The 25126-nt window shown below is 35.9% G+C and carries 22 protein-coding genes, 1 tRNA gene and 2 pseudogenes; 10 read left to right on the top strand and 15 right to left on the bottom strand.

The annotated features are described in order from the left end of the window. Positions 1 to 57 precede the first annotated feature (57 nt). The 5 genes from MF1_RS03250 to MF1_RS03230 all read right to left on the bottom strand — a co-directional run bounded on the left by MF1_RS03250 (position 58) and on the right by MF1_RS03230 (position 5554). Positions 58 to 1113, bottom strand: coding sequence for a DNA polymerase III subunit delta' (locus tag MF1_RS03250; RefSeq protein WP_161510453.1), 1056 nt, complete (start codon positions 1111 to 1113; stop codon positions 58 to 60). Then, a complete protein-coding gene (gene tmk, locus MF1_RS03245) occupies positions 1110 to 1754 on the bottom strand; it encodes a dTMP kinase (RefSeq protein WP_161510452.1) in 645 nt (214 codons plus the stop codon). Before tmk ends, MF1_RS03250 begins: the two co-directional genes overlap by 4 nt. Positions 1755 to 1784: 30 nt before the next feature. Continuing rightward, a complete protein-coding gene (locus tag MF1_RS03240) occupies positions 1785 to 2948 on the bottom strand; it encodes a D-alanyl-D-alanine carboxypeptidase family protein (RefSeq protein WP_161510451.1) in 1164 nt (387 codons plus the stop codon). A gap of 499 nt (positions 2949 to 3447) precedes the next feature. Continuing rightward, complete coding sequence (locus MF1_RS03235; protein WP_161510450.1) at positions 3448 to 4311, bottom strand: septal ring lytic transglycosylase RlpA family protein; 864 nt, start codon at positions 4309 to 4311, stop codon at positions 3448 to 3450. A 1167-nt stretch (positions 4312 to 5478) separates the two neighbouring features. Then, a tRNA-Lys gene (locus tag MF1_RS03230) sits at positions 5479 to 5554 on the bottom strand. 794 nt (positions 5555 to 6348) lie between these two features. Here MF1_RS03230 and lexA point away from each other — a divergent pair. Together lexA and MF1_RS03220 are read left to right on the top strand one after the other, a co-directional pair. Next, positions 6349 to 7062 (top strand): transcriptional repressor LexA, encoded by a 714-nt coding sequence (lexA, locus tag MF1_RS03225; RefSeq protein ID WP_161510449.1) that lies wholly within the window; start codon positions 6349 to 6351, stop codon positions 7060 to 7062. A gap of 225 nt (positions 7063 to 7287) precedes the next feature. Beyond that, a pseudogene (locus MF1_RS03220) lies at positions 7288 to 8387 on the top strand (ribosomal protein S12 methylthiotransferase). 2 nt (positions 8388 to 8389) lie between these two features. Here the strand turns inward: MF1_RS03220 and ttcA are convergent. From ttcA to MF1_RS03200, 4 genes and pseudogenes are all read right to left on the bottom strand, one after another. Then, a pseudogene (gene ttcA, locus MF1_RS03215) lies at positions 8390 to 9194 on the bottom strand (tRNA 2-thiocytidine(32) synthetase TtcA). A 344-nt stretch (positions 9195 to 9538) separates the two neighbouring features. Next, complete coding sequence (rpsD, locus tag MF1_RS03210; RefSeq protein WP_011179373.1) at positions 9539 to 10156, bottom strand: 30S ribosomal protein S4; 618 nt, start codon at positions 10154 to 10156, stop codon at positions 9539 to 9541. Positions 10157 to 10337: 181 nt separating this feature from the next. Then, a complete protein-coding gene (gene murI / locus MF1_RS03205) occupies positions 10338 to 11150 on the bottom strand; it encodes a glutamate racemase (protein ID WP_161510448.1) in 813 nt (270 codons plus the stop codon). Further along, positions 11143 to 11979 (bottom strand): RNA methyltransferase, encoded by an 837-nt coding sequence (locus MF1_RS03200; protein WP_161510447.1) that lies wholly within the window; start codon positions 11977 to 11979, stop codon positions 11143 to 11145. Before MF1_RS03200 ends, murI begins: the two co-directional genes overlap by 8 nt. A 331-nt stretch (positions 11980 to 12310) precedes the next feature. Between MF1_RS03200 and sfsA the strand changes: the two genes are divergently transcribed. The 3 genes from sfsA to radC are packed head-to-tail and all read left to right on the top strand — an operon-like array spanning position 12311 to position 14650. Further along, positions 12311 to 13015, top strand: coding sequence for a DNA/RNA nuclease SfsA (gene sfsA / locus MF1_RS03195; RefSeq protein WP_011179376.1), 705 nt, complete (start codon positions 12311 to 12313; stop codon positions 13013 to 13015). Continuing rightward, positions 13008 to 13838: a type I methionyl aminopeptidase gene (map, locus tag MF1_RS03190; RefSeq protein ID WP_161510446.1), complete on the top strand. Its 831-nt coding sequence runs from the start codon at positions 13008 to 13010 to the stop codon at positions 13836 to 13838. Before sfsA ends, map begins: the two co-directional genes overlap by 8 nt. Positions 13839 to 13855: 17 nt before the next feature. Further along, the gene (gene radC / locus MF1_RS03185; RefSeq protein ID WP_161510445.1) at positions 13856 to 14650 is read left to right on the top strand and encodes a RadC family protein; all 795 of its coding nucleotides are present in this window, start codon (positions 13856 to 13858) and stop codon (positions 14648 to 14650) included. 45 nt (positions 14651 to 14695) lie between these two features. Here the strand turns inward: radC and MF1_RS03180 are convergent, their stop codons facing one another. The 4 genes from MF1_RS03180 to MF1_RS03165 all read right to left on the bottom strand — a co-directional run bounded on the left by MF1_RS03180 (position 14696) and on the right by MF1_RS03165 (position 17662). Next, on the bottom strand, positions 14696 to 14908 hold the full coding sequence (locus MF1_RS03180) for a DUF3126 family protein (RefSeq protein ID WP_014924079.1): 213 nt from the start codon (positions 14906 to 14908) through the stop codon (positions 14696 to 14698). A 633-nt stretch (positions 14909 to 15541) separates the two neighbouring features. Continuing rightward, on the bottom strand, positions 15542 to 16315 hold the full coding sequence (locus MF1_RS03175) for an alpha/beta fold hydrolase (protein WP_161510444.1): 774 nt from the start codon (positions 16313 to 16315) through the stop codon (positions 15542 to 15544). After that, positions 16312 to 16830, bottom strand: coding sequence for a DUF192 domain-containing protein (locus tag MF1_RS03170; RefSeq protein WP_014924081.1), 519 nt, complete (start codon positions 16828 to 16830; stop codon positions 16312 to 16314). Before MF1_RS03170 ends, MF1_RS03175 begins: the two co-directional genes overlap by 4 nt. Before the next feature lie 256 nt (positions 16831 to 17086). After that, entirely contained in the window at positions 17087 to 17662 is a 576-nt protein-coding gene (locus MF1_RS03165) for a cold-shock protein (protein WP_161510443.1), read from the bottom strand. Positions 17663 to 17994: 332 nt separating this feature from the next. Here MF1_RS03165 and MF1_RS03160 point away from each other — a divergent pair, with 332 nt between their 5' ends. From MF1_RS03160 to MF1_RS03140, 5 genes are all read left to right on the top strand, one after another. Continuing rightward, entirely contained in the window at positions 17995 to 19128 is a 1134-nt protein-coding gene (locus MF1_RS03160) for an ABC transporter substrate-binding protein (protein ID WP_161510442.1), read from the top strand. A 118-nt stretch (positions 19129 to 19246) separates the two neighbouring features. Then, positions 19247 to 20323, top strand: coding sequence for a branched-chain amino acid ABC transporter permease (locus MF1_RS03155; protein ID WP_161510441.1), 1077 nt, complete (start codon positions 19247 to 19249; stop codon positions 20321 to 20323). Further along, positions 20323 to 21381, top strand: coding sequence for a branched-chain amino acid ABC transporter permease (locus MF1_RS03150; RefSeq protein WP_161510440.1), 1059 nt, complete (start codon positions 20323 to 20325; stop codon positions 21379 to 21381). Before MF1_RS03155 ends, MF1_RS03150 begins: the two co-directional genes overlap by 1 nt. Then, a complete protein-coding gene (locus MF1_RS03145) occupies positions 21378 to 22160 on the top strand; it encodes an ABC transporter ATP-binding protein (RefSeq protein WP_014924085.1) in 783 nt (260 codons plus the stop codon). The genes MF1_RS03150 and MF1_RS03145 overlap by 4 nt, the downstream gene beginning before the upstream one ends. After that, positions 22147 to 22857, top strand: coding sequence for an ABC transporter ATP-binding protein (locus tag MF1_RS03140; protein ID WP_161510439.1), 711 nt, complete (start codon positions 22147 to 22149; stop codon positions 22855 to 22857). Before MF1_RS03145 ends, MF1_RS03140 begins: the two co-directional genes overlap by 14 nt. 379 nt (positions 22858 to 23236) lie before the next feature. Here the strand turns inward: MF1_RS03140 and gatA are convergent, their stop codons facing one another. Both gatA and gatC read right to left on the bottom strand, forming a co-directional pair. After that, positions 23237 to 24727, bottom strand: coding sequence for an Asp-tRNA(Asn)/Glu-tRNA(Gln) amidotransferase subunit GatA (gene gatA / locus MF1_RS03135; protein ID WP_161510438.1), 1491 nt, complete (start codon positions 24725 to 24727; stop codon positions 23237 to 23239). A 31-nt stretch (positions 24728 to 24758) separates the two neighbouring features. Continuing rightward, entirely contained in the window at positions 24759 to 25046 is a 288-nt protein-coding gene (gene gatC, locus MF1_RS03130) for an Asp-tRNA(Asn)/Glu-tRNA(Gln) amidotransferase subunit GatC (RefSeq protein WP_011179389.1), read from the bottom strand. Positions 25047 to 25126: the final 80 nt, after the last annotated feature.

Genomic DNA, 25126 nt, shown 5'->3' with positions numbered 1-25126 from the left:
ATACTCATTGTGAAACGCAATAAAAGATAAATGACATAACGCCTGTTAATCAGATTGTCACGGAAAAATCTTACTCTCATGAATGATCTTATGAACTCTAAAAAGCAAGTTGATAATGAATTGCTTTTTATCAAGATTAAATGATTGCATTTCCTCTACTTCTTGATGAATCTCTTGCCAGATTTGTGCATATTTTTTTGAGAGAGCTAAATTCCCTTTTTCAGCTAGCATGATAGCTTTTTTTTGAATTTTATCAAGAATTTCATCACAAAATTGTTGAAATTGGATAACTGAAGAAAGAGACGAAAGTGTTTGTGCAAGAGTGTGTACGATAGCTGGGTTGCAAACAGATTGCTCCAAGAGCGTATCAATTTTTTTCACAATTTCAAGTCCGCCATGGTGAATAAGTAAGGCTGCCTTTCGAGGACTTCCTTTCGATCTTTGTACAATCATTTTAATAGTTTCTTCATTAAGTCTATTTTGATTAAAAAAAACATGTGTAATGACTTTTTTCATTTCATCATCATGCAATGGTCGCAAAGAGATCTGTTGGCACCGTGAGCGAATTGTTGGGAGTAATTTTCCTGAAGAGTGTGTGATAATAATGAATAACGTCTTTACTGGAGGTTCTTCGAGCGTTTTGAGAATTGCATTTGCTGCGCTTCTATTCATATCATCTGCCGGATCAATGATAACAATGCGCCACCCATTATCTTGCGATGTTTTGTGTAAAAAATGCATAATATCGCGGATATCATCAATGAGTATACCTGTTTTAAACTTTTGCGTTTTTACATCAAAGCGACGTGAAATGTGCAAAAGACAAGGGTGACTTCCCTGCGTAATTTGGCGCCATGTGATAGAATTAGACTCTGGCTGTAGGAAATCACCTTTTTGAGAGCTTAAAATATTCCAAGCAAGGTGAAATGCCAATGTGGCTTTTCCAATTCCATGTTCTCCTTCAAATATTAACGCATGATGTAAACGCCCCTCTTGACGCATTTTTGCTAAAAAATGACGAGCAGCCTCATGACCAAAGATAATATTATTCTGTGAAGGTGATAAAACTGTATCGATATCGTCATATTGGCGTAAAAAATTTATATCGTTCATGGAACCTGGTCCAATATTATCTGATGACAAATGTTTTTTATTTGCTGTGCAATAACTTCCATCGCACCTGTTGCGTCAATCACACGAAACCGATGAGGCTCCTGTTTTGCTAATTGAAGAAAAGCTTGGCGCCTTTGTTCCTGAATCTTTAGTTCATCTTTTTCGAAATAATCAATTGTTTCTGCTTTTTTTCTTCGCAAATTTGCACGTTCCATACCACATCTTGCTGGTATATCTAACAAAAACGTTAGACAAGGCATTATCCCATTGAGTGCGACATATTCTAAAACAGAAAGAACAGAGGAACCCACTGTATTATTGAGTCCCTGGTAAACACGCGTAGAATCAATAAAACGATCACATAAAACAATTTTGCCTTTTTGCAAAGAAGGCGCGATGACTTCGGTAATATGATCAATGCGTGCTGCTGTAAGCAAAATTACTTCAATTAAAGGTCCATAGTTTTGTGCTTGACCTGACAACAAAATATGGCGTATTGCTTCTGCACCTACAGTTCCTCCTGGTTCTCGTGTTGTGAGAACATCATAGCCTTGATTACGGAGATACTGAGCAAGTAAAGAAATTTGCGTAGTTTTTCCTACGCCCTCCCCTCCTTCGAATGTGATAAAATAACCAGACATGTATGAACCTTAACCTTTATTTAGTACATACTATAAATACTTCCGTAACCATCCAATTGTTATTTCATAGAATGCATTTTTTACTTTTGCAAAGAAGTTTCCTTCCTGAATATCAATTCCAGCGAAAACTGGTTTTTCAAGAAGAATCTTTTTATCTTCTAAAATTTGAATAACACCAACTGGTTGTCCTAAAACGATGGGAGCTTTCAATGGACCACGATGCTTAATTTTTGCTTTAACATTCATTTTTTTTTCATTGGAAAGCATGAAGCTTATCGGCTCTTTAACAATGAGCGGCACAGAATTTTGTGTTCCACCATAAACAGAAGCATGGCCAACTGTTTCTCCTTTTATGAAAATCGTTTTAAGATCAAAAGCTGTCATTCCCCATTGAAGAATGCGTTCTATTTCTTTTGTGTGTCCTTTACCATCTTGCAAACCATTTATTGCTAGAAAAAGACGTCGATGATTTTTATAAGCGGCAACAACCATTGAAAAACCTTCTTTTTCACTGTAGCCAAAGGCAAATCCTTCTACACCCATTTCCTTAGAAATAAGAGGATTTTTGTTACGTTGAAAAATCTTATTCCAAGTAAAGTTAGGTTCACTGTAAAGCGCATAATAATTGGGATATGTATGAGCAATATGACGCGCTAATACGATCATATCGCGCAATGTCACAAACTGGCCCTCTTCAGAAAGTCCTGTTGGGTTAACAAAATGGCTATGCGACAATCCAAGTGTTCTGGCCCGCTGATTCATCAGTTTTGCGAAATCAGCCTCACTTCCTGATATTCCTTCTGCAAGGGTAATAGCAGCATCATTTCCATTGACAATAATTAAACCACGCAAAAGATCAGAAACACTAATTTTTGTCTTCACTTTTGCAAACATAGTCGTTGTACCGGAAGGTGCTCCACCCTTGCGCCAAGCATTTTCACTTACCTCGAATGTCTGTGTGCTGCTTAATAAGCCTTGTTTTAATTGATAAAATACAACTTCAGCTGTCATCAATTTTACTAATGAAGCAGGAAAAAAAGGAATATCACTCTGTTTTTCAAAAAGTATTGTATCTGTGTCATTGTCTAGTAAAAGTAATTGCGATGCAGAAGTTTGAAAACCTTGCGCTCTTCCCCACCCATCCAATATCAACATCCAAAATAAGGTAAATAAAATTCTTAATGTCGTACGCATAGCCGATTCTCCCATATCTAAAGAATCAGAATAAAGAATACTCTTATACAAGAAAAGGTTTGTTTATTTTCTGCCGACAAAGAACCATTTGTAAATCGAGAGCAAATCCTTATTTACGTTCAACGTGATCAAAATGACGTAATATGATACACTCTTTATCTCTCGTGTAAGGCGCAACTTTTAATGTTTTAAATGCATGCAAAGCATAAAGGAGAAACGTTTACACTCCGCGTTATGATTTAAAGGAGAGTATGAGATTGGAAAGGCCACATTAGCATTATCTTATTTTATAATAAGACGCAATAATATATTCTATTTTTTTAAGTGTATTTTACACTGAAAAAACAACCATAAGTAATTTATAATCATACATGCAGGCCTATCGAAATCCGCAAACGAACATTATTAAAAAATGAGTTGGAAGATTTGTATGATTAGAAATCAACACACTTTCCTCTTAAAACAGTTGTAATCAATTGACCTTGTGTCTTTTTTTGACTTATTTATTAGACAACTTTATAGATGCTATCTGATCGAACAATATTGGCTTATCAACAAGAATAGGACCAATATCAGGCAATTTTATTGAAACAGTTTTACTCAGTTGCTTCTGTTTAACAGCAGCTTTAGTTAGTTTCTCTTTGCTGCCCGTATTGTTCTCCCCTAACATGATATCTTCTCTTTTTTTTGAAATGTCTGCGAATGCTAACGAATACGAATCAACCTTTCCAGGCGTATAAGAGGATATTAAATAAGCACCATCATAATAGCCAATGGGCGCTTCAGCAATATACTCGACTTTAACATTTGTTACACCCGCATTTTCATAATCAAGTATCGCTGCAGCTTGTTTTGATAAATCAATGATTCTATCCTTAATAAAGGGACCTCGATCATTCACTCTAACAATGATAGAAGACCCATTTTCCAGATTAGTAACACGAGCATAACTGGGTAAAGGCATTGTGGGGTGAGCGGCTGTCAAAAGATTCATGTCATAGATCTCACCATTTGCTGTTAAACGCCCATGAAAGTCTGAACCATACCACGATGCTTGTCCAACACGTTTATAGGTTGGATCATTTTTGGGATAGTACCACTTTCCTTTTATTTTGTAAGGTTTACCGATGATGGCCCGCCCACGCTTTTTTTCTTTCGATCGATTTTGCTCACTTGAAATTTTTGCAGGTAGATCAACAGTCTTTGCATCAGCGACCTTATTATGACAGAAACTTCTAAATGCAAAATGTGCTGTTTGGCTTGAACAACAAGATACTAATATCTGGGAAATAGCTGCTAAAGAAACAAATTGAAATGTTGATTTAACAATGGAAGGAAAATTTTTCTTGCTATTTAAAAGCATTTGTCAGCCCGCTTATTTCTATAGTATTTACCGCAAAAAATCAGGTTGCACCTTAATTCTGTGCGATAGGAAAATTCATTATTGGATGATTCCCCTCGCACGATTCATAATTCCTTAAAATTTATTTTTTATCAAGAAATTAATACATTCTTAATTATTTTTTGTTACTCGCCGCAAGAAATAGAAACACTCTAATAGATATTGAGATTAATTAAAAAATAGAAAAGTCAATATGTTATACAAAATATATGATCTTATAATATAACTGTGAATAAGTATAATTACTCTCTTCATTATAAGCGGTAAGTCACTCTGATTGATGCAAAAAATAACCGTAAATTAATGAATGAATTTAAGAAGCGTACATCATTTTTATAGATTTTTGAAATATTATCGATTGATATGCGAATCATTATTTATAAAATATGCAATAGAGTAATCAATCAGAATCAACTAAAAAAGTGAAGTGTAGAATTCTTAAAATTATTTCTAAGCATAAAGACCATTGCTCTTCTTATAAAATTGTAGAGAAATATATTCTTGATGCAATAGAAACTCGATCCAGTAAAATAAAGACTCGCTACCCCTCCAATGGCAGGGTATTTAAAACAGCTTTAAATGATCTTTTCAATTTAATGTTCTTTTGTATACGGGCTCTTGCATCATGGAATATAGTTCGCATCGGCTGAAAAGATGTCAAAGATAACCTTATTCATTTAGAAAATAGAAAAAAGAGCCAATTTAAAACAGATATTTTTCTTCCGATTGTGCTTAAACTAGCAAAAATCCTTAAAATCTGCCCTATTGGAGATGAGGTATTATTCATTTGTCGGAAAAGTGGAAATAAGCTCATCAAAGAAAGTTTTGGCACTTTGTTTCATGAGTCATGTAATGCAGTGGGAATTTAAAATCAGCAACATGGATTGAGAAAATTAACAAAGACCCATGGAGCAAATGCAGGAACTATGGGTATCAAAACTTAAAGCTTTCCGGACTGGACCAAAGGCAGCATAGAATCGCTCCATACCAAAACGGTTGATAGAATACAACTTGCAATAGAATCAATCAAAAAGCTCTAAAAAGATTCGAGATAAGTAAAAATAAACCTATAAAATCAAAGGAATTAAGATTTTCACATTTTCATATAATATTGATTTTACTGAAATGTGGTGAGCGCGCAGGGATTTGAACCCTGGACCTACTGATTAAAAGTCAGTTGCTCTACCAGCTGAGCTACGCGCTCCCAAACAAGCCTTCTTGCTTATCGAAAGTAAGTGGAACATACGGTTGACTTTTCATTTGGTCAACACCTTTTGAAAAAAAAATATTCTTTGTTTTATTTATCAATATTTTTCTGTTTTTTTCTTTTTTGAACTTGGATAAAAATAATAATCTAAATGTAAAAATGTCTCATAGCTTCTAAAATACGAAATAGTGAACAATTTCAAATTACGGAAAGAGCTGAGATAGATGTAGGCACGGTAAACTAGGTTTAAATAAATAACCAAAACGAATAAAAAAACAAACTAACAGAACTTGCTGTTTTTTGAATATAATCGGCAGAGAAGAACATATTTATAAGAAAGTATGGGGGAATTCTCATGAAACATGATTCCCATTTTTATAGTTTTTAAATATTTTTGCTTCCGCTTCCCAAATATAGGTATGGCATTCGCTAATGCACAATGGATCTTATATACAAAGTCCATTAACAGAAATAAAGCAGACACATATCACGAAGCCCAGTAAGGTTGAAATAATATAGTGTTTTCCTTGTCATTCATGCTAAATTAGAAGAATACTTTTTGATTTTCATCTTTATGATAGAAATTACAAAATATACATATGTTTTTTATAGAATATAAATTATTTTTCCAAAAAAATAATTGCAAAATTTATTTTAATTTCAGTAATAAAATTATAATAAAAAAATAAATTAGTATTATTTATTTGAAAAAAAACTTGTATCATAATTACGGATATATATGTTTTATTTTCTATTTATCTCCTTTTCATTTCTTTTGATTGGAATATTGAATGCTGACATGTAAACAATATGAGCTACTCTTGTTCATTCACAATCATATGAAAGAAATCGGTGTTCCCCCCTCCTTTGATGAAATGAAAATTGCATTGGAACTTACCTCTAAATCTGGCATCCATAGACTTATTACAGCCTTAGAAGAACGAGGCTTTATACGGCGTTTACCAAATCGTGCTCGCGCAGTGGAGGTTGTCCGACTTCCGGAGAAAATAACATTTAATCTTTCTTCAGCGCGTAAAATTTCCCCTAATGTAATAGAGAATAATAGAAGAAAAATATCAAAAAACTCTAAAAATCTTAATAGTTTTGATATAGAAGATAAAAAAAATGTTACTGTTCCCATTATGGGCCGCATTGCTGCTGGCGTACCTGTTTCCGCTATACAGCAACAAACAAATACGCTTTGTTTGCCAGCAGATATGATTAGTCTAGGGGAACATTATGCTTTAGAAGTCAAAGATGACTCTATGATCGAGGCAGGCATTCTTGATAAAGATACTATAATTGTTAGACGTCAAAATACAGCAACATCAGGTGAAATTATTATTGCACTTATTGATAAAGAAGAAGCAACCTTAAGACGTTATCGACGCAATGGGGCCTCAATTGCATTGGAAGCTGCAAATCCACATTATGAGACACGTATATACAGACCTGAGCGTATAGAGATCCAGGGTAAGCTTATAGGACTTATTCGGAAATATTAAAAAACAAAAAATTTGCTTAGCCCGCTCCCTTTATTCAATAGGGATTGTTTAAGTATTTTTTTAACGTGTTATCTGCTACAGACTGATGAAAATTTTTAGAAAGAATAAAATAACTTTATAACAAACTGTGTTGCGTATGAACAAAAATAAAGAGCATTTCTTATTCTTAATGAACTAAGAGCAGCAGATAAAATTCAATCACGTCATCGAGGTGCAAGGATTATCATGGCAGTACCTCGTATTAGTTTTGTTTCTCTTGGATTCTTAAAAGCACTTGTGGATTTTGAACGAATTATTATAAGTTTTCGATCCGAAGGTTATGAAATTCACGTAATCATCAAGGTGCTGATCTCGTTATTGTGAACACCTTTTGGCTTTCTTGATTCTGTCGGCAATGAATCACTAGCCAATGTTAATGAATCTCTCAAAAAAAATGGAAAAGTTATTGTAACTGGCTGTCTTGGTGCTGATTCTGATGTTATTTGCCAAGCACATACCCTAATTTTTGTATTATCCCCACTTTGCGCGGTAATCTTACCTAACACTCTATCAGTGATGTTTTTCGTGAAGCTGAAAAACTTGTACAAGCAGGTGTAAAAGAACTTTTGGTTATTTCAGAAGACACAAGTGCTTACGGCATTGATATTAAATATCTGGAAAATCCTTGGAAAAATCGCACAATAAAAACAAATTTTTCGATCTTTGTCGCGAATTAGGCAGGCAATATGGATATTTGGATACGCATACATTATCCTTATCTTCATGTTGATGACGTTATTGAATTCATGGCTGAAAAAAATTCTCCCCTATCCTGGATATTTCTTTTCAGTATGCATCACCAACCGTTTTATGCAGCATAAAACGTCCTACTCTTATGGAAAAAATAAATCGTAGAATTGAAAAATGGTGACTAATTTGTTCAGATTTCACTTTGCAATCAACATTTATTGTCGGCTTTCCAGATAAAACTAATGAAGATTTTAATATACTTCTCGAATGGTTAGAGAAAGTGAAAATTCAACGCGCTGGCTACTTTAAATATGAAGAAGTAAAAGTTGCTGCTGCAAATAATTTGGGATTAGAAAACATTCTTGAAGAAGTGAAAGAAAACCGCTGGCATCACTTTATGGCAAAATAACGAAAAATTTTCACTCATCTTTTAAATAAAAAGTCGGCAAAAGACTTCAAAGCTCTTATTGATGAGAATCAAGGCCAAAGTGGCTAGAGGCTGCAATCAATATGATGCACCAGAAATCAACGGTATTGTGCATACATCGTCACGGTATTCATTACGTAAATTTTTAACATTTAGAATAAATTTTTAAAATCAAAAAAAATTTTTATCAAGAAAATGACTTGGACGCATCTTTATCAAAGGACGAATCATGGTGTCTTTATGTCCCGGCATTTTTCTTTCAATATCTCTTAGCATTTCTTTCATTGCATTATACTTTGTGAACCATCCTGGCTACCACAAAGATTGCTAGGAATGATAGGAAATCGTATTGCTTAAGAAAATTTTTTCTATATCTCTCTCCGCAGCATAAATAAGGGAAGTGCAAAACAAAAAGGTCTCCTTCGTCATTTATAAGCTTTCCCGGCATAGCTGCATCGACTACTATGAAATAAATTCATAAAAAATATCTTCAAGACACCATCACGGTGATATTCCAGATACTAAGAAGAACACTCCTCTCCACTTGCAATACGGTATAAATTACCACGTCGCAACCGAGAAGAAAGCAAACAAATATGTTTGTGTATGTGCCAATTTATCTGTAACAGTGGAATAAGTATCCTGATATTCAATGTGATATGGAATTTGATAAGAGTTTAAAAATTTTGGAAGAATATGTTTTGGGAAGCCTGGTTGTCCCTGATCAAGATTACAGGCCAAAATTTTAACAGGGAAAAGACCATACCACTTTAAATCCAAAACGAAGAAACGCTAGTAAACTGTAAGAGTCTTTTCCGCCTGATAAAGCAAAAAGACACTTTTTCCCCAAGGAAAGCATAGAGAAGTCATCAAATGCCTGCCGTATATGGCGCAAAAGCCGTTTGCGTTTATTAAACTCTACAATTGGAGGAGCAATCCGAAATATTGGATTACAATTATCAGCTTCCCTTTCCAAAGGATCAGTTTTCTATACATTCTCTTCCATTGCCTGATATTGGACTGAAATATTATTCATAATACAATTACCATAATCTTGCACAATAAAAAGCTCATTCTGCAAGAGTAGCAGAGATAATAACAGAACAAATATAACGTCGCTTATACTTATGCTCATTTGAGCTATAAGGATGAGGTATACAAAAAAGACAGGGCTACACAAGTCACATTGCTATAAAACATAACAACAAACTTGATGTAGCACTAATCAGAAAAACCCGTTGTTAGCTTCCAAGACCATAAAGCAACACAACATTTTGAGCATGTAAAAAACAGAAAGAGCAATATTCTCCCTATAGAGCATTAGCGAGAATAAAATTCAACAACCAAATTAGGTTCCATTTGTACAGCATAAGGAACATCTGCAAAAGCAGGGATACGCACGAATGTTGCTTTCATTTGATTGTGATCAGCTTCAATATATTCAGGTACATCACGTTCCGCCAATTGCACAGATTCCAAAACCAAAACAAGCTGTTTTGATTTTTCACGAACTTCAATAACATCACCTGGTTTACAGCGATATGATTGAATATTTGTACGCCGACCATTTACATTAACATGACCATGATTGATAAATTGGCGAGAAGCAAAAATCGTAGGCACAAATTTCGCACGGTAGATGACAGCATCCAAACGCGATTCCAAAAGACCGATAAGATTCTCACCCGTATCACCACGCCGACGAGCAGCTTCTTCATAAGTTTTACGGAATTGCTTTTCTGAAATATCACCATAAAACCCTTTTAATTTCTGCTTAGCACGTAATTGCACACCATAATCAGAAAGCTTTCCTTTACGGCGTTGTCCATGCTGACCTGGACCATAATCACGGCGATTAACAGGAGATTTAGGACGACCCCAAATATTTTCTCCCATACGGCGGTCAATTTTATACTTCGTTGTTTCGCGTTTACTCATCGCATTTCCTTTAAAATAAAACACTGGATCTCACAGTAAAAACTCAAGGAAACGCACCCTCCTTTGCCTTCAAAAATAAAGACTGACAGAACATCTTAACACACAATATGCAAAGTTATCCACGGGACACGTCAATTAATACCCTTTCTCAAAAGAAAAAGCTGAAATAGCTTTATTAATCTCACATCTCAAAGTCAACTCCTTTCGTAATATTTAAGCCAAATTCTTTTAACAAATGCTTCGTTGAAGAAGTTATATTTTGCGATGTAAACAATGCAAAATCTTTAGGCTTCTTTGTGTTTTTGTGATACATTCTTTCCGGTAATAATGATCTTATGTGTTTGGCTATAGCCTTTGCCGGATCAATCCATTTGACAGGCCATAAAGCTTGTTCACGAAATAAGTTAATCAAAAAAGGATAGTGTGTACAGGCTAACACAATAATATCAGTATATTTGCCATTTTGTTCAAAAAAGCACGGAAGGATTTCGTTACGCAATTCTTCCAAATCGATAGGTTTCCCACGTAAATAATCTTCAGCAAATGCGGCAAGTTTTTCACTTCCAACAAGCTGAACATGGCATTGACCAGCAAAGGAATTGATTAATTCACGCGTGTACGCACGCTTAACTGTTCCAGGAGTTGCTAACACTGAAATAAAGCCAGATTTTGTTTGTTTCGCTGCTAATTTAATTGCAGGAACCGTCCCTACAAAAAGAGTATGGGGAAATTCTTTTCTTAAATCTGCCATCATTAGTGTAGAAACAGTATTGCAAGCAACCACACATAAGGTAGGATTATAAAGTGTTAAAAGATTTGTAAAAACCTTTAGAATGTGGTTTTTCAAAACATTCTCTTCCCAATTGCCATAAGGAAATCCCGCATCATCAGCAACATAAATAAATTGCGTTTCAGGGATAAGAACGCGCACTTCTCTTAACACTGTTAAACCACCAATGCCACTATCAAAAAAAAGAACAGGCCGTTCATTCATTAGTTTTCACACTTGTTTTTAATTTTTTACGATCACGATCTACAGGTGCACCGCTTCCCCGTGGAAATTTAGGAGAGAAATGATCCAATGAAGATATAATTCCCCTTAGCAAGCGAACTTCAGATTCGCTAAAATTAGCGCGTGTAAAAACAGAACGCAGATTCGCAAGCATCACCTCTTTGCGTTCGCGGGGTCTAAAATATCCACGGATATCCAAAGCATCTTCTAACTGAGATAAAAAACCATGAAACATTGCTTTATTGGCTGGCTCCATCTCTGCTGCGCGAAAAGCTGTATCGTTCAGATTTTCTAAACCTGATTTCATCCATTCGTAAGACATAAGCAAAACCGCTTGCGCGATATTCAGTGACGCAAAAGCAGGATTTACTGGAAAAGTGATGATTTCATCAACAAGACTAATCTCATAATTTTCTAGTCCCCACCTCTCTCTTCCAAAGACGATACCCGTCCTATGTCCTATATTTTCACGTTGACGTAACATATTGGCTGCTTCAACAGCACTTTTTACAGTTTTAAAACCACATCTTTCACGTGCCGTTGTAGCAAAAACGTAGTGCAAATCCGCAATTGCATCATGTAATGTCTCAAAAATTACTGCGTCGTTAATGACATGATCTGCTTTACTTGCTGCAGCTCTGGCTTTATCATTTGGAAATTCTTCTCGAGGCTTAACTAAACGAAGTTTAGAGAGCCCGAAATTTGCCATTGCCCTTGCTACCATACCAATATTGTCAGGCAACTGTGGCTCGACTAAAATAATAATTGGACCATTTGTTAAATTTTTACGATTCTTATTGGTTCCAGCCATCAATCCTACCTAATTTCACTTAAATTATGCTCCTATTGCTGATTTTTTTTGAATGCAACCTTCTTAAATAAAATAATTCCACTAAATAACTTTTTTAATAATAAATTATAGTCAAAGTTATTTTTTTATTCAGACACTTTAAATTCAAATAAGAGATTAAAAAGAATTAACAATAAATTGTAAAAACAAAAAATAAACAGAGCTGCTTATCGCAGTCTAGGTAAGGTATCGTAACATTTTTGGCACCACTGTTGGTTTATTTAACATGCTATAACTGTTACAATTATAATCTTAGTTGAATTATGAAATCACGCCTTTTAAGATAAGGAATATGCTCTTTATTCCTAAACTATTTCCTGCAAAACTTATCCGTCGTTATAAACGTTTTCTTGCTGATGTTAAACGAGACGATCAGGATATCTTCACCGTGTCTGTTCCTAATACAGGTTCAATGCTTGGCTTAATAACTCCCAATTCCAATATTTGGCTTTCATATCACAACAATTCTAAGCGAAAATACGTGTATCAATTAGAAATTGTCGAAGCAAATAATAGTTTGGTTGGCATCAATACAACTTTACCTAACAAACTTGCATTAGAAGCAATTCAAAATGGCTTATTACCAGAATTAAACGGGTACAAAACAATCTTGAAGGAACAACGTTATGGTACGCAATCACGGATTGACTTTCTTTTGCGTGATGATATCCTCCCTGACTGTTATCTAGAAGTTAAAAATGTCCATTTTATTCGTCAAAAAGAATTAGCAGAATTTCCTGATACTGAGACAAAACGTGGCACACGTCATCTTGAAGAGCTCATAAAAATTGTGCAACAAGGAAAACGAGCTGCTATGCTTTATATGATTCAACGGGAAGACTGCTCAGCTTTTACAATCTGCCGTGATCTTGATCCAACATATGGACGTAAATTTGATTTAGCATTAAAATCAGGAGTAGAATTTTATGCTGTAAAATGTCACGTAAGTGTAGAAGGCATTTTTCCGATTCATCGAGTGAAAATAGAAAATGATTGATTATATTGACTATAATAAAATACCCTTAAAATTTAACGGACAAATCCGTATTTTTGATGATCACGCTTTTGCTAAAATGCGTGAAGTTGGTCGTATTGCTGCGGAATGTCTCGATGCACTTACGGATATTATTAAGCCTGGCGTCACTACACAAGAAATTGATGATTTTGTTTTCACTTTTGGGGCCGAGCGAGGGGCTCTTCCTGCTGATTTGAATTATCATGGATACAGCCATTCATGTTGTACATCCATCAATCATGTTGTTTGTCATGGCATCCCCAATAAAAGACCTTTGCAAGAAGGCGATATTGTGAATGTTGATGTAACCTTTATTCTCGATAGTTGGCATGGAGATTCAAGCCGTATGTATCCTGTTGGAAAAATTAGACGTGCTGCGGAACGCCTGCTAAAAATAACTTATGAAAGTCTTATGAAAGGAATTGCCATAATCAGACCCGGAGCAACTACAGGCGATATTGGTGCAGCTATTCAGCGCTATGCAGAATCTGAACGGTGCTCAATTGTGAGAGATTTTTGTGGACATGGAATCGGTCAACTTTTTCATGATGCACCCAATATTCTGCATTATGGCAATCCTGGAGAAGGGATAGAATTGAAACAAGGTATGATGTTTACAATTGAACCCATGATTAATCTTGGTAAACCACAAGTTAAGATTTTATCTGATGGCTGGACTGCTGTTACACGTGATCGGTCTCTTACTGCACAGTACGAACATACAATTGGCGTAACAAATGACGGATGCGAAATATTTACGCAATCTCCTAAAAACATTTTTTATATTCCAAATTCATATGCTTAAATAAATGTAAAAATATCATGACTAAAAAGTTAAATAAAAAGGGGGGCAGCCAAAGCAATTATTTTGCATTAACATCAAGTGCTCCACTTAATCCAACACCAGAAGCAAAAAGTGAAAAACTTCAGAGAAATTCACAGATATATAAGCATTACCAAGGGCATCGTGAACGTCTACGAAGGCGTTATTTAAAATCAAAAGGAAATGCAATTGAAGATTATGAATATCTTGAATTATTGCTTTTTCGTACGATACCCCGAGCAAATACAAAACCAATAGCTAAGAGCTTAATAGCACATTTTGGCTCATTAGCTGATGTATTGGGCGCTGATATTCACCGACTTCAAGAAGTTCACGGATGCGGTCCGGCGACTGCAATTGACTTAAAAATTATTTCAGATGTTGCCGGGCGTCTTGTTCGCGCGCAATTATTTAAACGTGATATTTTTTCCTCATGGGATAAAGTGCTCGCTTATTGTAAAGCTGTCATGGCTCACGAAACACGCGAACAGTTTCGTGTCTTATTCCTTGATAAAAAAAATGGTTTGCTTGCTGATGAGGTGCAACAAACTGGAACCATTGATCATACCCCTGTCTATCCTCGTGAAGTAATTTCTCGAGCTTTGCAATTGTCCGCGTCAGGACTTATTTTAGTTCATAATCACCCCTCTGGCGATTCTTCACCTTCTGAAGCAGATATAACAATGACACATAGATTAAAAGACGCAGCAAATGCGTTAGGAATTACTGTTCATGATCACCTTATTATAGGGCGCAACAATTACACGAGCTTTAAAGCGTTAAAATTTATATAAACCTTATCGGATAAAGAAAAATTTTCTTTAATTATTCATAACAAATCAGTTTTCTAAATCAATATCTAATATGGCCATCGAGAAACTATATGATAATTCATCTTCGTCTTCATCTCGATAAATAACGCCTAAAAATTCATCCCCGATATAAACCTCACAAGAATCGCTCTTTTTAGTCCGTGCCCTCACCTGCAATGCTGAATTTTGGAATGTGTTTTTTAAATAACTGTCAAGTTTTTTTATTTCATCAGCATTCACTATGCTCTCCTGTCTTTTGATATTATTAATTAATTCTTTATCGGCAAATAAGGCACCCCTGAGATTCTGTAAAGATAATAAAAAACTTAGTCTTAATTTTCGGTTAGACCTATATTCAAAGCACAATTATTTTCAACTTCTGCTGAATGTCCTTTACTAAAAGAGTTTATCATTGTTAAATACATTCGTATAGATTACAAAAGTAAAAAAAACGGGTGGAAAACCGTAAATTTTTAATAATTTTTACTTTATCCCTAATTTCATTATCCGCGCTTACAAGCATATTTTGGCAAAACCGCGATTGACCTCTATCATTTCTCCTCTTCTACACAAAAAAGAGCTTTATAAAATAAAAGCACTTTCTTGTTTTACAGCTGTTTTGTTTACCAAAAAATCTTATTGCATAATAAAAAAAATCCTTTTAACTACTTTTCTGAGTATACTCTGTTTAACCTATAAAAGGAAACGACTTCTATACAAATATACAAAGTGAGCTAACTAGAATTGTTAGCGCTATCCCCTTTACCTTTTGCATAAAACAAACATTAAGACAGCTGATACTTTGAACAATATTTTTATCTTATCCAAGAACAAATATTGGATAGTTTTTCAAACTCTAGCTTTGAATGATTCTCATATGAGAGGATAACGAGAAAGAAAATCGACAACGCCTTTTTTATAGACCTTATCCCCCACAGCAAGCATATGATCTCGACCAGGAATTGTTAGCGCTTCACCTCGTGGTAACAAAGCTGCTAATGGTTTTGCTTCACCACCAATTTCGTCTAATGAACCAACGGCAACAAGGGCAGGTTGCTTAATTTTATAAACCTCAGATGCTGTTAACTCCTGTTTTGACGTGATAACACAAGCAGCAAGAGCACGTCTATCGCCTTTAGTTTGATCTGCAAATTTACGAAACATCAAACCACGTGGATTGGTAATTGTAGAAATATCTTCTGCTAAAAGAGCGTCTGCAACAGGTTTCCAATCCCCTGCTCCCGTTACCATACCAATACCTAAGCCACCAAAAATAACGCTGTGTAGATATGTTGGATACAAAAGAGCCATAAACGCGCTAATCCGAGCACCCATAGAATATCCCATAACATGCGCTTTAGATAATTTTAAATGCTGCAACAATTTCACTGCATCGCCAGCCATAGCTTGAGGCGTATAAAAAGAAGAATCATAGCTTTTAATTGAATCTCCATGTCCGCGATTATCAAGAGCAATAACACGATATCCTGCTTCAATAAGAGTATGAAACCAACCCGTTGCATACCAATTCACACGTGCAGAAGATCCAAAACCATGAATCAACAAAATAGGCACACCCTGCCCTTCTTCCCGATAAGCAAATCGCAAACCGTCATATTCAAAAAAACGAATGTCTTCCGCTGTCATTTTTTATCACCTTCATACTTTCCAAAAAGTGCAGGATGAAGAACACGTTGTCCCTTCTTTATTTGTTTTTCAGAAACTTCACCAGCATTAATCTCAAGTGCAAAAGTTGCAGGTATTCCTGATGAAATAGTATCCGTTGAAAATGGAGAAGTTTTTTCGACAATGGACACAATAATCCCTTCAGAGTTTAAAAAGATTATATCTAAGGGCAAAGGCGTATTTGCCATCCACATAAAAAACTCCTGCTTATCTTTTAATTGATTGCTTGCCTGATTTCTAAAGAGCATTGCGCGATCACGTGGAAAATCAGTGCGATACATCAAACCAGCTGCTGCCTGAGATAGCGTAAAAGCAATTTCTACTTTGTAAGAAACCGTACCTTGATTTGTTTGTATTTCTAAAGGAATCGGATGAATAGGCAGCTCTAAAGGCTTCTTTGCTACGGATAAACTTACTTCTAACATAAAAAACACTGCCAACAGAACGAAGCGCTTTCTTTCAAAAAGCTTTAACATTTTTATTTCCACAGCTAACAATTCTTTAATTTTTTATATAAAATAAAAAGCACAAAAATTTAAAAAATAGAAGTAAAACAAGATAATTAGTTTGTAATGCTCTCAATACGATGTTGTAGCTGGCTTTATTTGATTTACAGTTTTGCCGGTATGTTTTCTTTTGTACATGTCAATTTTATAACTCTGTGCTTATGTAGTAGGTAATATTACCACTCTACTAAATAATAAAGAGATGATATGGCCTTCAATCGTTAAATCAATGCGTTGCAAATGGAATCCCTATATCTGGATAAATTTCCGCTGTCATCAAGCCTTTTTTCCCTTTTCCAAAACGTACAAGGACAACTTGACCAGAACGAAGCTCTGCTAAACCAAAACGGCGCAACGTTTCCATATGAACAAAAATATCTTCTGTTCCCTGCCCACGGCTAAGAAAACCGAATCCTTTATCGCGATTAAACCACTTAACAATTGCGCGCTCTAAACCACTTTCTGGAGTAACAACGACATGTGTACGGGCTGGAATTTCTGCTGGATGAATCGCTGATGAACAATCTATAGATTTCACCTGAACGCACTTCAATCCTCGTTCAGTTTTTTCTACAGCACAAACAATTTTAGCACCTTCCAAAGCTGTTTGAAAACCATCCCTCCGCATCACTGTAACATGCAACAATATATCGGGAAAATTAGGCAAATCAGGTATAATAAATCCATATCCCTTACTACCATCAAACCATTTAATGATACCACTGATCTCAATAATTTCACCACAAGCACTTATCCTGTCCTCAGACAGGGAATAATCCTTTAATGCATCCTTACTCGTCATAATAAAACGTGATCCTGTAGCCTAAATTGGACGATATTGATTCTCTACACTTAAGTAAACATTGCTCTGGCACCAACACGCAAGCCCCAAGATTAGGATTTCCCCATATTGTCGTATCTCTTCATGTTATTATCAATACGAATATTTACAAAAGTGTTTAATCGTACGCTTTACATATTTTTTACATATTTTAAGAAACAAATCTCACTTTCTAAAGAATGATAATATAAAAGCTTTTTAACACAATGATATTTTGATAAATGTATAACTTGCATGATGAAAAAGTTCGAGATAAGGTGCGAAAAATAACTAAATTAAGGAAGGTGCGTGCAATGCGATTGAGGAAAATCCTTACCACAGTGGCAGCTGTAATGGTGCTTGTAGCAAATGTTTATGCAAATGAGCCCATTAAAATTGGTGTTTACCTTCCATTAAGTGGTCAAAATGCATTTGGAGGCCAGCTTGAAATGAGAGGTATACAGTTGGCACACAAAAAAAATCCAGAAATACTAGGGCGTAAAGTAGAACTTATTGTTATTGATAATAAATCTGATAAAGTCGAAGCTGCGAATGCTGTTATGCGCTTAGCTGCGAGTGATAAAGTAAGCGGAATCATCGGTAGTTATGGCTCTTCACTCTCATTAGCGGGTGGAGAAATATCTGAAAAAGCAAAGATTCCAGCTATTGCGACTTCGTCAACAAATCCGCTTGTTACGCAGGGCAAAAAATATTATTTTCGTGCTTGCTTTACTGATGCCTCCCAAGGCAGAGGAATCGCAACTTATATAAGCCAAACTTTACACGCAAAAAAAGCAGCTATTCTTAAAGATATATCAAGCGATTACGCGATTGGGCTTGCAAATTATTTTACAAGTGCTTTCAAAAAGTTAGGTGGTGAAGTTATCTCAAATTTAAACTATAATTCTGGGGATCAAGATTTTTCAGCTGTTCTCACACAGATTATAGCACAAAAGCCTGATATTTTATTTATTCCGTCCTATTTTTCTGAAGGTGCCATCATCATGAAACAAGCGCGTGAATTGGGCGCGAAATTTCGAATTATGGGTGGAGATGCTATGGATAATCCAGAAACCATTACAATTGCGGGAAAGGCTGCAGAAGGCTTTTTACATACAACTCTCCCCTACAATAAAGATATGCCAAACATGTCGGCAGCTGCACAAGAATTTATAAATGAATGGAAAGCAACTTATCCTGATAAAGAGCCAAATATCAATTCTATTTTGGGATATACAAGTTATATGATGTTCATGAAAGCTATTGAAAATGCTGGTAGTGCTGATCGTGAAAAAATTGCTATAGAACTTAGCAAATTAAAAGATTTTCAAACTCCCTTTGGTGATATGTCTATGGATAAAAACCATAATCCTGAAATTCCTATCGGTGTAATTGAAATAAAGGACGGAAAACGTGTCTATTTAGATGAAGTCAAACCTGCTTTTTAAAAAAAAGAAAATCTTGCTAATCAAAATGCAAGAATGTGTTGAAGATTGTTTTCTCAAATAAAATCTAAGGGTTTCCTATCTTATCCTATATGAATTAACAAATGTGGAAGGACAAGAGATGAGCACTGAAATGTTCATCCAGTATTTTTTTAATGCACTGGCATTGGGATCTCTTTACGGGCTTATTGCCATTGGTTATACTATGATCTATGGTATTCTAAGGCTCATTAATTTTGCTCATGGCGATATCTTTATGCTGGGGGCATATTTTGTTTTCTTTTCTACAATTAGCTTTATACCTGCTTGGGTTGCTGTTCTTCTTGTATCATTAGCTATTCTTATTTATTATTCAGTATTTATAGGGTTTAAAAAACGCCTTTCAATTTATTGGGGTGTTGCTTTTTTAATTCTTATTTTAGCATTCATTTATTATTTTAAAATTGCCCCACAAGATTTTACGCCAACTTGGATTTTAGCCCTCTGTTTTTCAATTTTCATCACAAGTGCAGTGGGTATTACTATTGATCAATTTGCCTACAAACCTCTGCGCCATGCTCCCCGTATTTCAGCGCTTATTGGTGCGATAGGAGTTTCCTTTTTTATTGAAAATCTTGCTACAATTCTCTTTAGTGGTGTTCCCAAAGGTGTGAAACAGCCAGATTTTCTTGTAACGCCGTTCTTATGGCATTTAGGGCAAAGTTCAGATGGAATCATTAGAATTGCTCCCATGTCTTTGATCGTTCCCACTATTTCGTTTATTCTTATTGTGTTACTGCTATGGATTATTCATAAAACAAAACCTGGTCTTGCTATGCGTGCAATCTCACATGATATTGAAACGACTCGTTTGATGGGTGTTTCTGTCAATAAAGTCATTGCATTCACATTTGGGATAGGCTCAGCACTCGCTGCTATTGCGGGTATCATGTGGGCTCTGCGCTATCCTCAAATTCAACCTCATATGGGTGTTCTTCCTGGCCTCAAAGCATTTGTTGCAGCTGTTATCGGAGGTATTGGCTCAATTCCAGGAGCAATGTTGGGGGGATTGTTACTAGGATTTATTGAAATTATGATTATCGCATTCTTTCCCGTTCTATCCGGATACCGAGATGCCTTCGCCTTTATTTTATTGATTCTGATTTTATTGATAATGCCCACTGGTTTAATGGGCAAAAAAAGTCAGGAGAAAATCTAATGACAAAATCAGCTTCAACTTTTCTATCATGTATCAGTATTCTCGTTCTTATCGGTTTTTTGTTTTATGCTGATAATCATTTTAATGACTACACACTTCGTGTCATCAATCTTATTGCTATCAATGCGATATTGGCAGTTTCGCTTAATTTGATTTATGGTTTCACGGGTATGTTTTCTCTTGGACATGCTGGCTTCATGGCCATTGGTGCTTATGTATGCGCAATTTTACTTCTCTCTCCTGAACAAAAAGAAATGATGTGGATTCTCGAACCTATAGCTGAGCCATTGCATTATTTGCAGTTACCTTTTTTTGTGGCTGTTGTTATAAGTGGTCTGTGTGCTGCAGTTATAGGGTTATTAGTTGCTCTTCCTATATTACGTCTTGGTGGCGATTATCTTGGAATTGCAACATTGGGTTTTGCAGAAATTATTCGCATTTTTATTACAAATGCAACATCTCTAACAAATGGTTCTTTGGGAATCAAAGGGATACCTCAAAATGCTACATTATGGTGGAACTATGGTTGGTTAGCATTTACGGTTACCTTTATTGTTCTCTTACTGCGAAGCAATGCTGGTAATGTACTGCGCGCTATTCGTGACGATGAAATCGCTGCGAAAACAATGGGTATCAACGCTTTTTTCTACCGTAGCTTTTCCTTTACTGTTGGTGCATTCTTTGCAGGGATCGGAGGGGCATTAACGGCTGCTCTTATTTCAACTATCGATCCCAAAATGTTCAACTTTCTTCTAACCTTTAATATTTTGATGATTGTTGTTGCTGGTGGTCTTGGTTCGATTACAGGCAGTGTTATAAGTAGTGTTATTGTTACAGCTATGCTTGAATGGCTTCGTATCATTGAAAGTCCATTTGACTTAGGTTTTATATATATTCCAGAAATACCAGGACTTCGTATGGTTGTTTTTTCTCTTTTATTGTTAGTAATTATCTTATTTTGGCGAAAAGGATTGCTGGGACAACGTGAATTCTCATGGAATTGGATTTATGGTTTTTTGACACGAAAAAAGCTCTCTAATACTGAGGGAAAGCTATGAACGATACCCTCCTTTCACTCAATGATATCGTGATGCGTTTTGGCGGATTAGTTGCTGTAAATAACATTAATATAGCTATCAAACGGGGAACAATTACTGGATTAATTGGTCCGAATGGTGCTGGAAAAACGACTGTTTTTAATATGATTTCCGGATTTTATGCCCCCACAAGCGGAACCATTCTTTTTGATGAACAAAAAGTTTCTGGGGCTCCTCCTCATATTATCTGTCAGCGTTATATTGCAAGGACATTTCAAAATATTCGCCTTTTTTCAGGGTTAACGGTGTTGCAAAATGTTATGGTGGGGGCTCATGTCCGCCAAAAATATCCATGGTTTGCTTCAGCTCTTTTTTTGCCAAAAGCAATGAAAGAGGAAAGCGAGATTCATAAAAATGCGATGGAACTTCTTGAACGCCTACAGCTTGATCACCTTGCCAATCAATCTGCAATAACTCTGCCTTATGGTATGCAACGACGTCTAGAAATTGCGCGCGCGCTCGCAACAAAGCCGAAATTACTTCTTCTTGATGAACCTGCTGCTGGTATGAACCCACAAGAGAGTGAAGAGCTTAAAAACTTCATAGAAAAAGTGCGAAAGGATTTTGATCTTACAATTCTGTTTATCGAACACGATATGAAAGTTGTTATGGGGCTTTGTCAATATATTTTTGTAATGGAATATGGCTGTTGTATTGCCAATGGCACACCAGATGAAATTCGTAACAACCCTAAAGTTATTGAAGCTTATCTTGGCGGAGATGTCTATGGATATTCTTAAAATCAAAAATCTTCACGTTCATTATGGTGCCATTAAAGCTATTCAAAATCTTTCTATGTCTATCAAAAAGGGAAGTATAGTCACTTTAATCGGTGCCAATGGAGCAGGAAAAAGTAGCATTGTCCGCTCTATTACAGGACTTAATCGGTCTGTTTTTGGAGAGATTATTTATAAAGGCGAATCAATTATTAAAAAGTCACCAGAAAAAATTTTACGGTTAGGTATTGCTCTAAGTCCTGAAGGACGGCGCATTATGCCTCATCTCACTGTTTTAGAGAATCTTCATCTAGGCGCCTATATCCGTCATGATAAGTCAGGCATTTCCCATGATATCGAATGGATATTTGATCTATTTCCACGTCTACGTGAAAGAGCAAAGCAGTTAGGAGGAACAATGTCAGGTGGCGAACAACAAATGCTTGCTGTAGGTCGAGCACTCATGAGTAACCCTGAAATGGTGATATTAGATGAGCCATCTCTGGGGTTAGCACCACTTCTTGTAAAGGAAATCTTTTCGATTATCCGAAAAATTAATGATATGGGAAAAACTGTTCTTCTTATTGAACAGAACGCTTTTGCAGCACTTTCCATTGCCCATTATGCTTATATTCTGGAAGTAGGACATATTTTATTTCACGGTGAAGGGAAAGCCATGTTTTCTGATCCACGTGTTAAAGAGGCATATCTCGGCGGTTAAAAATTACAGTATAATGATTTAAAAACAAAAGCTCATCCTCTATGTTAAGAGAGGTGTTTTGCTGGTTTAATTTTTATACGATCTTCCAAAATTTGAAATGAACGTTTTTCATTTGTTTCAAAATAACTTCTAAACTTGTCGAGAAACGTGATCGCAAAATATAATAAGCATTCTGTAGCAAATAAAAATCTTTCATTACTTTTTTATCCAGGAATTCCATAATTCTCCTAAAATATGTGTACTAAAACAAGCGCTTATAACACCTCATAATTTCTCTTATGAAAGTTCGCTCTAATCTTCTAAATGTCGGTATTAAATGTCTTTCAACTGTTTCTCTTGAATGTTAGAGTGAGTTCTTTTTCACAAAAAGCTAGGCTTTTTATTGTTGGGTCCACCACTTCTCAGTGCTAAACGTTCCAATCGCTTGTTCTATAATGTGGGCTATCTGAAAAATGACTTCTTCGGCAAAAGGTTTACCAATCAATTGCAATCCTAACGGTAACCCAGTTGATGATAGACCAGAAGGAACAGAAATTCCTGGTAAACCAGCCATATTAACTGGCACAGTAAAAATATCATTGAGATACATTGCCACAGTATCATTTTTTATTTTTTCATCAGCAATCCCAAAAGCTGGTGTCGGTGTTGCTGGTGTGAGAATAGCGTCAATGCCAGAAGCAAAACATTGATCAAAGTCACGCTTTACTAATGTTCTTACTTTTTGAGCTTGAAGATAATAGGCATCATAATAACCTGATGAAAGAACATAAGTGCCAATCAAAATACGCCGTTTGACTTCATCACCAAAACCAGCTGAGCGAGTATTTTCATACATTTCAATGGTGTCTTTTCCTGGTACACGAAGACCAAAACGGACACCATCATAGCGCGCTAAATTAGAAGATGCTTCTGCAGGAGCTACAATGTAATAAGCAGGCAAAGCATATTTTGTATGGGGTAATGAAATATCAATGATCTTAGCCCCTGCTTCTTTTAGACAATTTATTCCTTTTTGCCAAAGTTCAACAATCTCAGATGCCATCCCCTCAAGATAGTATTCTTTTGGAACGCCGATTTCCATTCCTTTGATTGATTGACCAATATAATTTTCATAATCAGGTACTGGTAAATTAACCGAAGTAGAATCTTTTTCATCAAAGGACGCCATTGATTTAAGTAAAATAGCACAATCGCGAACATTTCGCCCTATAGGCCCCGCTTGGTCAAGTGATGAAGCAAAAGCTATAACTCCCCACCGTGAACAACGTCCATAAGTTGGTTTTATTCCTACAGTACCAGTAAAAGCTGCTGGCTGACGTATTGACCCACCTGTATCTGTTGCTGTTGCACCTGCACAAAGCTGGGCTGCAACAGCGGCTGCAGAACCACCCGAAGAACCACCTGGAACGAGTTTTTCATTGGAGCCTTTTTTTCGCCATGGATTGATAACGGGACCATAATACGATGTTTCATTAGAAGATCCCATAGCAAACTCATCCATATTAAGCTTACCTAACATAATCGCTCCATCTCGCCATAAATTAGCAGTGACAGTTGATTCATAAGGCGGTTTAAAACCATCAAGAATATATGAACAAGCTTGAGTATGAACACCTTGTGTCGCAAAAAGATCCTTAATTCCCAATGGAATTCCCTCTAAAATTCCTCCCTGCCCTCTAGCTAAGCGGCTATCTGATTCAGTAGCCATTTTCATTGCTTGTTCGGCTGTTACTGCCACATAAGTATTCAAGGTTGGATTGGCCAATTCAATCGCCTTTAAATAAGCTTCTGTTAATTCAGTTGCTTTGAACTCTCTTTTTGTTAAAGCATAACGGGCTTGTGCAATTGTGAGGGTTGTTAAATCGGTCATACTAGTTCTCAAATTTTAAAAATATAAAAAGTTACTCGACGACTTTTGAAACAAGAAAGAAATTTTCTTCCGTAACAGGTGCATTTGCTACGATATCTGCTACCTTATCACCATCTGTGACACTATCTTCACGCATTCGTAAAGCCATTGGCATCACTGATGTTAATGGTTCAATGCCATTGACATCGACTTCATTCAATTGCTCAACAAAACCTAAAATGACATTGAGTTCTTTTGTCATCGGTTCTATTTCATCGTCATGGATAGCAATGCGCGCTAAATGTGATACCCGTTTGACTGTTTCCTGATCAACAGACATGTTACGCCTTTCGCTTTTGTTTATTTTGATATTCATCTAATTTATTTTGGCTATACAAGGCTGCGTTGGCAAGCGCAAGA

Origin of the sequence: Bartonella quintana (assembly GCF_009936175.1) — a bacterium.
In the GTDB taxonomy this organism is placed as follows: Bacteria; Pseudomonadota; Alphaproteobacteria; order Rhizobiales; family Rhizobiaceae; genus Bartonella; species Bartonella quintana.
This window is presented reverse-complemented; position numbering and strand designations above follow the sequence as displayed.

Coding starts and splice junctions, on each gene's coding strand:
- MF1_RS03250 (WP_161510453.1), bottom strand. CDS start 1,113: ATGAACGATATAAATTTTTTACGCCAATATGACGATATCGATACAGTT.
- tmk (WP_161510452.1), bottom strand. CDS start 1,754: ATGTCTGGTTATTTTATCACATTCGAAGGAGGGGAGGGCGTAGGAAAA.
- MF1_RS03240 (WP_161510451.1), bottom strand. CDS start 2,948: ATGCGTACGACATTAAGAATTTTATTTACCTTATTTTGGATGTTGATA.
- MF1_RS03235 (WP_161510450.1), bottom strand. CDS start 4,311: ATGCTTTTAAATAGCAAGAAAAATTTTCCTTCCATTGTTAAATCAACA.
- lexA (WP_161510449.1), top strand. CDS start 6,349: ATGCTGACATGTAAACAATATGAGCTACTCTTGTTCATTCACAATCAT.
- rpsD (WP_011179373.1), bottom strand. CDS start 10,156: ATGAGTAAACGCGAAACAACGAAGTATAAAATTGACCGCCGTATGGGA.
- murI (WP_161510448.1), bottom strand. CDS start 11,150: ATGAATGAACGGCCTGTTCTTTTTTTTGATAGTGGCATTGGTGGTTTA.
- MF1_RS03200 (WP_161510447.1), bottom strand. CDS start 11,979: ATGGCTGGAACCAATAAGAATCGTAAAAATTTAACAAATGGTCCAATT.
- sfsA (WP_011179376.1), top strand. CDS start 12,311: ATGCTCTTTATTCCTAAACTATTTCCTGCAAAACTTATCCGTCGTTAT.
- map (WP_161510446.1), top strand. CDS start 13,008: ATGATTGATTATATTGACTATAATAAAATACCCTTAAAATTTAACGGA.
- radC (WP_161510445.1), top strand. CDS start 13,856: ATGACTAAAAAGTTAAATAAAAAGGGGGGCAGCCAAAGCAATTATTTT.
- MF1_RS03175 (WP_161510444.1), bottom strand. CDS start 16,315: ATGACAGCGGAAGACATTCGTTTTTTTGAATATGACGGTTTGCGATTT.
- MF1_RS03170 (WP_014924081.1), bottom strand. CDS start 16,830: ATGTTAAAGCTTTTTGAAAGAAAGCGCTTCGTTCTGTTGGCAGTGTTT.
- MF1_RS03165 (WP_161510443.1), bottom strand. CDS start 17,662: ATGACGAGTAAGGATGCATTAAAGGATTATTCCCTGTCTGAGGACAGG.
- MF1_RS03160 (WP_161510442.1), top strand. CDS start 17,995: ATGCGATTGAGGAAAATCCTTACCACAGTGGCAGCTGTAATGGTGCTT.
- MF1_RS03155 (WP_161510441.1), top strand. CDS start 19,247: ATGAGCACTGAAATGTTCATCCAGTATTTTTTTAATGCACTGGCATTG.
- MF1_RS03150 (WP_161510440.1), top strand. CDS start 20,323: ATGACAAAATCAGCTTCAACTTTTCTATCATGTATCAGTATTCTCGTT.
- MF1_RS03145 (WP_014924085.1), top strand. CDS start 21,378: ATGAACGATACCCTCCTTTCACTCAATGATATCGTGATGCGTTTTGGC.
- MF1_RS03140 (WP_161510439.1), top strand. CDS start 22,147: ATGGATATTCTTAAAATCAAAAATCTTCACGTTCATTATGGTGCCATT.
- gatA (WP_161510438.1), bottom strand. CDS start 24,727: ATGACCGATTTAACAACCCTCACAATTGCACAAGCCCGTTATGCTTTA.
- gatC (WP_011179389.1), bottom strand. CDS start 25,046: ATGTCTGTTGATCAGGAAACAGTCAAACGGGTATCACATTTAGCGCGC.